The following is an 809-nucleotide window of genomic DNA, read 5'->3' on the forward strand; positions in this document are numbered from 1 at the left end:
TTTCTCACCACCTATAGAGGTGGGAGTCATCTCCCATCTGATATACAATTTCGTTCAAATTAAACAGAACCGATTAAAACAGCGCCATATTTTTTAAAGCTGCCTTCAGTACACTTTCCACATCATCAACCTCTGTAATCTCGATACCGGAAAGCACCTTGGATGCCTCTGTTGCGCTGTATCCCAGTGCCACAAGTGCTTCCGATGCCTCCTTACGGATGCGGTTGTTACTGTTTCCACCTGCTGCCGGTGTCTCCATTTCCTCAAATCCGGTCTCGATGGCAGCTTCCAGATCAATTTTATCCTTCAGTTCAATGATCAGACGCTTTGCAGTCTTGCTTCCGATGCCCGGTGCCTTAGAAATAGTCTTGGCGTCTTCTGCCACAATGGCAAAACGCAGATCATTGGCAGACAATACAGATAAGACTGCCAGTCCGCCTTTTGGTCCGATCCCGCTGACATTGATCAGTAATTTAAACATTTCCAGCTCATCTCTGCTTGGAAAGCCAAACAGGGAAAAGGCATCTTCTTTTACATACAGATAGGTATAAATCTTGACCTGTTCTCCCCGTGCCGGAAGTGCATCCAGCATGCGGGCAGAAATACGGATATTGTAGCCAATGCCGTTATTTTCCACAACGATCAAATCTTCACTGACTTCCTCTAACGTTCCTTTTATATATGAATACATTAAAAACTCCATTTTAGAAACATTTCATTTTCGAATCATTTTCCAGCACGCTTCTTTATTCCGTACTTCTCATATTCAAGTCGAACGCACGTGAGACTTGGTGCGTGATTCTGGTCAG

At 44.3% G+C, this 809-nt stretch carries 1 protein-coding gene; it reads right to left on the reverse strand.

What is annotated here, in order from left to right:
* Positions 1 to 73 precede the first annotated feature (73 nt).
* On the reverse strand, positions 74 to 691 hold the full coding sequence (gene ruvA / locus LG34_RS16475) for a Holliday junction branch migration protein RuvA (RefSeq protein WP_181369406.1): 618 nt from the start codon (positions 689 to 691) through the stop codon (positions 74 to 76).
* Positions 692 to 809: the final 118 nt, after the last annotated feature.

The organism is Eubacterium ramulus, assembly GCF_003122485.1.
GTDB classification, from domain to species: Bacteria; Bacillota; Clostridia; order Lachnospirales; family Lachnospiraceae; genus Eubacterium_I; species Eubacterium_I ramulus_A.

Excerpts from the sequence above, each read along its gene's own strand:
- ruvA (WP_181369406.1), bottom strand. The coding sequence starts at position 691 with ATGTATTCATATATAAAAGGAACGTTAGAGGAAGTCAGTGAAGATTTG.